Source organism: Kitasatospora sp. NPDC056531, assembly GCF_042794375.1.
In the GTDB taxonomy this organism is placed as follows: Bacteria; Actinomycetota; Actinomycetes; order Streptomycetales; family Streptomycetaceae; genus Kitasatospora.
Map to the genome: position 1 here is coordinate 52,862 of NZ_JBHTTU010000045.1, position 5,811 is coordinate 58,672.

The 5,811-nt window shown below is 71.7% G+C and carries 5 protein-coding genes; 1 reads left to right on the forward strand and 4 read right to left on the reverse strand.

The features are described from left to right. Positions 1 to 178: 178 nt before the first annotated feature. The 3 genes from guaB to ACFQ87_RS29790 form a co-directional block, all read right to left on the reverse strand. Complete coding sequence (gene guaB / locus ACFQ87_RS29780; RefSeq protein ID WP_380613939.1) at positions 179 to 1,681, reverse strand: IMP dehydrogenase; 1,503 nt, start codon at positions 1,679 to 1,681, stop codon at positions 179 to 181. A gap of 304 nt (positions 1,682 to 1,985) precedes the next feature. Beyond that, on the reverse strand, positions 1,986 to 2,702 hold the full coding sequence (locus ACFQ87_RS29785) for a sigma-70 family RNA polymerase sigma factor (RefSeq protein ID WP_380613940.1): 717 nt from the start codon (positions 2,700 to 2,702) through the stop codon (positions 1,986 to 1,988). Positions 2,703 to 3,037: 335 nt separating this feature from the next. After that, the gene (locus ACFQ87_RS29790; RefSeq protein ID WP_014136228.1) at positions 3,038 to 3,649 is read right to left on the reverse strand and encodes a response regulator transcription factor; all 612 of its coding nucleotides are present in this window, start codon (positions 3,647 to 3,649) and stop codon (positions 3,038 to 3,040) included. Positions 3,650 to 4,213: 564 nt separating this feature from the next. Here ACFQ87_RS29790 and ACFQ87_RS29795 point away from each other — a divergent pair. Next, positions 4,214 to 4,540 (forward strand): WhiB family transcriptional regulator, encoded by a 327-nt coding sequence (locus ACFQ87_RS29795; protein WP_049654358.1) that lies wholly within the window; start codon positions 4,214 to 4,216, stop codon positions 4,538 to 4,540. Between the two features lie 97 nt (positions 4,541 to 4,637). Here the strand turns inward: ACFQ87_RS29795 and ACFQ87_RS29800 are convergent, their stop codons facing one another. Next, positions 4,638 to 5,636 carry a LysR family transcriptional regulator gene (locus tag ACFQ87_RS29800; RefSeq protein ID WP_380613941.1) on the reverse strand — a complete coding sequence of 333 codons (999 nt, stop codon included), beginning with the start codon at positions 5,634 to 5,636 and terminating at the stop codon, positions 4,638 to 4,640. Positions 5,637 to 5,811 lie beyond the last annotated feature (175 nt).

Sequence of the window (5,811 nt, forward strand, 5' to 3'; positions counted from 1 at the left end):
TTTTTGTGTCCGTGCCTGTGGGTCCCCCCGGCTCCCCCCAATTATCTCGGACGGGGGTGGTCCCCCCCCAAACGACCAACCAAAGAAAAAAAAGGAGGCCCCCCCCGGTGGGGGTGCCCCTCCGTCCCCCTCGGTGGTCCGGCCCTGGTCCCTCAGCCGTTCAGGCCGTCCAGGCCGTTCAGCGGGACGAGTAGTTCGGCGCCTCGACGGTCATCTGGATGTCGTGCGGGTGGCTCTCCTTGAGGCCCGCCGAGGTGATCCGGACGAAGCGGCCCTTGCTCTCCATCTCGGCGATGGTGGCGGCGCCGACGTAGCCCATGGTCTGGCGCAGGCCACCGACCAGCTGGTGCAGCACGGCCGACAGCGGGCCGCGGTACTGCACCTGGCCCTCGATGCCCTCGGGGACGAGCTTGTCGTCCGAGGCCACCTCGGCCTGGAAGTAGCGGTCCTTGGAGTAGGAGCGGCCCTGGCCGCGGGACTGCATGGCGCCCAGCGAGCCCATGCCGCGGTAGGACTTGAACTGCTTGCCGTTGATGAACAGCAGCTCGCCCGGGGACTCTTCGCAGCCGGCCAGCAGCGAGCCCAGCATCACGGTGTCGGCACCGGCGGCCAGCGCCTTGCCGATGTCGCCGGAGTACTGCAGGCCACCGTCGCCGATGACCGGCACGCCGGCCGCCTGGCAGGCCTGGGCGGCCTCGTAGATGGCGGTGATCTGCGGAACGCCGATGCCGGCGACCACGCGGGTGGTGCAGATGGAGCCGGGGCCGACGCCGACCTTGACGCCGTCGACGCCGGCGTCGATCAGCGCCTGGGCGCCGTCGCGGGTGGCGACGTTGCCGCCGACCACGTCGACCTTGACGGCCGACTTGATCTTCGCGATCCAGGCCAGCGCGTTGTGGCTGTGGCCGTGCGAGGTGTCGACGACCAGGAAGTCCACGCCCGCCTCGACCAGGGCCTGGGCCCGGTCGAAGGCCTCGGCGCTGGCGCCGACCGCGGCACCGACCAGCAGACGGCCCTCGGCGTCCTTGGCGGCGTTCGGGTACTGCTCGGCCTTGACGAAGTCCTTGACGGTGATCAGGCCCTTGATCCGGCCCTCGTCGTCGACCAGCGGGAGCTTCTCGATCTTGTGGCGGCGCAGCAGCGCCATCGCGTCCACGCCGGAGATGCCGACCTTGCCGGTGATCAGCGGCATCGGGGTCATGATCTCGCGGACCTGGCGGCTGCGGTCCGACTCGAAGGCCATGTCACGGTTGGTGACGATGCCCAGCAGCTTGCCGGACTCGTCGGCGATCGGCACGCCGGAGATGCGGAACTTGGCACACAGCGCGTCGGCCTCGGCCAGCGTGGTGTCCGGGCCGACCGTGATCGGGTCGGTGACCATTCCGGACTCGGAGCGCTTCACCAGGTCGACCTGGTTGGCCTGGTCCTCGACCGACAGGTTGCGGTGCAGCACGCCGACGCCGCCCTGGCGGGCCATCGCGATGGCCATCCGCGACTCGGTGACCTTGTCCATCGCCGCGGACAGCAGCGGGATGTTGACGCGGACGTTCCGGGAGACCCGCGAGGAGGTGTCGACCTGGTTCGGCAGCACCTCGGAGGCCCCGGGCAGCAGCAGGACGTCATCGAACGTGAGCCCGAGCATGGCGAACTTCTCGGGTACGCCTGCGGCGTTGTAAGACATTTGGGGGGTACCTTCCGTGGCCGGCCTTATCCGCTCACGCCCTGAGGGAGGGGGCGCGTTCATCGCTCACTCGCGCAGACCGCCGAAAGCCGGGTGGATTCGGAGGAACCTCCAAAGGAACCCCGTGCGCACCCGCGAAACTTTGGCAACCTGCCCAGGCGCCGATACCCCATGGTACTGGCACCGCGAATGTGTCTCGTGTGCCCTTGACAACAACCCCCCACCATGACCCATTCCGCCCGGTCGGCGTGGGGGGTGTCCGACAACTCCCACCGGGCGTCCGACGCGAATCGTCGGACGCGCCCTAGGACGACTCCTCGGCGAGCGCCCGCAGCCGGCTGAGCGCCCGGTGCTGGGCCACCCGGACGGCGCCCGGCGACATCCCGAGCACCTCGCCGGTCTCCTCCGCCGACAGCCCGGCAGCCACCCGCAGCAGCACCAGCTCGCGCTGACGGGCCGGCAGGTTGGAGAGCAGTTCCTTGGCCCAGGCCGCGTCGCTGCTGAGCAGCGCCTGCTCCTCCGGGCCGAGCGCCTCGTCCGGCACCTCCGGCAGGTCGTCCTGTGGCACGACGGTCGAACCGGGCCCGCGCATCGCGGCCCGCTGCAGATCGGCGATCTTGTGCGCGGCGATCCCGTAGACGAAGGCCTCGAACGGCCGCCCCTGGTCCTTGTACCTGGGCAACGCGCACAGCACCGCGACGCAGACCTCCTGGGCCACGTCGTCCACGTGGTGCCGGGCCCCGCCGGGCAGCCGGACCAGCTTGGCGCGGCAGTAGCGCAGCGCGAGGGGGTGGACGTAGGCGAGCAGGGCGTCGATGGCCGGGCCCTCGCCGCGGACGGCGGCCGCGACCAGTTCGCCCACCAGGGGCGAGCCGCCCGTACCGAGCACCGGCGGGCGGCCCGGTCCGACCCCGGCACCGGGGCCGCCGGAGTCGGCGTACGACGGATCGTGCCCCGGGCCGGAGGGCTGGGCCTCACCCGGGTCCTCCTGGCCGGCCGCACCGGCGACGTCGTCGCGCATCGGTCCATGGTGCCTGGTCGATCGGGAAAACGCGGCACCGCGTCCGGAGTTGTGCACCGGAACGTTATGCGCTGCGGCACCGCGCGGTGTGCCGCGCATCACCGGCCCCTCCTGCACCGTGCCGCCTCCCGCCCCGCCGCCGTGGGTGGTCCCGTCCGTCGCGCCGTCCGCCGAGTGTCCTGCGGCTGCGTGGTTCGCCGCAGTGCCTGTCCGCTGGTCCCCGAGGTGCTCCACTCCTCCATGGTGCAACCTCGGGACCGTAACGTCACACGCCCGTGCGACACCCGCTCCGGGAATCGACGGCGGCGCGCTTGGGCCGGCCGCGCCGGCGGTGGTCAGCGGACCAGGCCCCAGCGGAAACCCAGCGCCACCGCGTGCGCGCGGTCGGAGGCCCCGAGCTTCTTGAACAGCCGTCGGGCGTGGGTCTTGACGGTGTCCTCGGACAGGAACAGCTCGCGGCCGATCTCGGCGTTGCTGCGGCCGTGGCTCATGCCCTCCAGCACCTGGATCTCACGCGCCGTCAAGGTCGGCGCCGCCCCCATGTCGGGGCTGCGCAGCCGGCGCGGGGCGAGCCGCCAGGTCGGGTCGGCGAGGGCCTGGGTGACGGTGGCCCGCAGTTCGGCGCGAGAGGCGTCCTTGTGCAGGTACCCGCGGGCCCCCGCGGCCACCGCGAGGGCGACACCGTCGAGGTCCTCGGCGACGGTGAGCATGATGATCCGCGCGCCCGGGTCGGCGGACAGCAGTCGCCGGACCGTCTCGACCCCGCCCAGGCCGGGCATCCGGACGTCCATCAGGACGAGATCGGAGCGGTCGGCCACCCAGCGGCGGAGGACCTCCTCCCCGTTCGTCGCGGTGGTGACCCGGTCCACACCGGGTACGGTCGCGACGGCGCGGCGAAGCGCCTCGCGGGCGAGCGGGGAATCGTCGCAAACGAGAACGGAAGTCATGACCGTCGTCCTCCGCAGCTGATCCGCGTCACGTTGAGCCTCCTGGCTGGTACGAACCTCTCCGACACGGCCGATCGGCGACGGACTTCGTCCTGATCGCCCCGACTTGCCCGCGATCGTTCCCGACGTCCGGCGCCCGCTAACCGCCTCCGCACTTCCAACGACCGTCACTCGAATGAGTTACGGCCTTCAGGCCATCTCCACCACTGTACGTGGCCAACCCGTTACCGATCAGCCGCATCGCGGTGCACACGCCGCACTTTTGCGCAGCTCGCGCGCGGTCGGCGTACGACCCGCACACCGGTGCGGCGTGTCATGCGCCCGTCGGCCACCCGATTGCCGTACCTACGCCCGTCGAAACCTCTTGCCCATTTTGCCCGCTTTTATAGCTTTCTCATGGTCATTGACTGTTGTGCCGGTGTGTGGGTGACTTGTCCATGGAGTTGCCTTAAGTCATATTTCCAGGTGTCCATACCAACGCGGGTCGCCCCGCCGGGCACCGCTCGGCCGCAGCCCGCCGAGCACGCCCGACCGACGGCCGATCGCATCCGAAGGGAATGAGCCATGGCAGATTTCTCCCGCCTCCCCGGCCCCAACGCGGACCTTTGGGACTGGCAGCTCTCGGCAGCCTGCCGCGGTGTGGACAGCTCGCTCTTCTTCCACCCCGAGGGCGAGCGCGGGGCGGCGCGCAGCTCGCGCGAGGCCAGCGCCAAGGAGGTCTGCATGCGCTGTCCGGTGATCGCCGAGTGCGCCGCGCACGCCCTGGCGGTCCGTGAGCCGTACGGCGTCTGGGGCGGGATGACGGAGGACGAGCGCGAGGAGATGCTGGGCCGCTCGCGACACCGCCTGGTGGAGGTCCCACTGGCCCCGCCGGCAGTCGCGCAGCGCTAGACCCTCCTCCAAGGTGCGCCGTGAAGAAACGTTTCTTCGCGGCGACTCGGGCTGCTCACAGTAGGTACCCGCTCAGCGGGACCCCGGTCACCGACCGTCAGCGATCGGCGGCCGCACCCGCCAGCCGCTCCAGCATCAGCGCGACGGCCGGCACCTCGGCCAGGTCCGGCAGGGTCAGCGCCACCACCTGGCGCACCGCCGGCGCACCGGTGGCCGTCCGCACCGGCACCGTCGACACGCCGTCAGGACGCACCGACTGCAACGCCAGTCGGGGCAGCACCGCCACCCCCAGTCCGGCCGCCACCAGGCCGACCACCGCCGGGTAGTCGTCGGTCGCGAAGTCGATCCGGGGCTCGAATCCCGCGCCGGCGCACAGCTCCACCAGGTGCCCCCGACACTGCGGGCAGCCGGCGATCCACTGCTCCCCCGCCAGCTCGGCCAGCCCCACCGGCCCGCCACGTCCGGCCAGCGGGTGTGCTGCGGGCAGCAGGCCCACCAGCGGGTCGTCCAGCAGCGGGGTGACCACCAGGTCGGACCAGTCGGTACCGGCCGACAGCTGCTGCGCCTCCAGATTGGCCTCGGCCCGCGCCTCGCGCGGGGTGCCGTGCGCGGCGGCCGGCAGTGCGGCGGCGCCGTCGGACTGCGGGTAGCGGAAGGCCAGGGCGATCTCGCACTCACCGCCGCGCAGCATCGCCAGCGACTCCGGCGGCTCCGCCTCGACCAGCGACACGCGCACCCCCGGATGGCTGTCCCGCAGCCGGGCGACCGCGGGCGGCACCAGGGTGGAACTCGCGGTCGGGAAGGAGACCAGCCGCACCCGCCCGGCCCGCAGCCCGGCGATCGCGGCCACCTCCTCCTCGGCGGCGGAGAGCCCGGCCAGGATTCCGGTGGCATGCTTGAGCAGGACCCGCCCGGCCTCGCTGAGCTGCATCCCGCGGCCCGAGCGGACCACCAGCGGGGTGTCGACCGACTTCTCCAGGGCCTTCATCTGCTGGCTGATGGCAGGCTGCGTACACCCCAGCTCACGGGCGGCGGCGGAGAAGGAGCCGGTACGGGCGACGGCACGCAGGACGCGCAGATGGCGGGCCTCGATCATGCCTCAGTTATAAGGCAATCTTTGCATTCTGCAAAATTCTACTGATAGTTGAAGCCTGGAGCACCCGCCCCTGCGCCCCGGAGGCGAGCGGGCGAGTCCCCGCCCCGAGCCGAAGGGGCGCGCCGGTGCCGAAAGGGAGAAGCGACCAGCGAGGCACGAGCGCCGGAGCGCCGAC

What these genes read in the sequence shown, in the direction of transcription:
- ACFQ87_RS29785 (WP_380613940.1), bottom strand. Translation starts at nt 2,702, where the DNA reads ATGCGCGACGACGTCGCCGGTGCGGCCGGCCAGGAGGACCCGGGTGAG.
- ACFQ87_RS29800 (WP_380613941.1), bottom strand. Translation starts at nt 5,636, where the DNA reads ATGATCGAGGCCCGCCATCTGCGCGTCCTGCGTGCCGTCGCCCGTACC.
- ACFQ87_RS29790 (WP_014136228.1), bottom strand. Translation starts at nt 3,649, where the DNA reads ATGACTTCCGTTCTCGTTTGCGACGATTCCCCGCTCGCCCGCGAGGCG.
- guaB (WP_380613939.1), bottom strand. Translation starts at nt 1,681, where the DNA reads ATGTCTTACAACGCCGCAGGCGTACCCGAGAAGTTCGCCATGCTCGGG.
- ACFQ87_RS29795 (WP_049654358.1), top strand. Translation starts at nt 4,214, where the DNA reads ATGGCAGATTTCTCCCGCCTCCCCGGCCCCAACGCGGACCTTTGGGAC.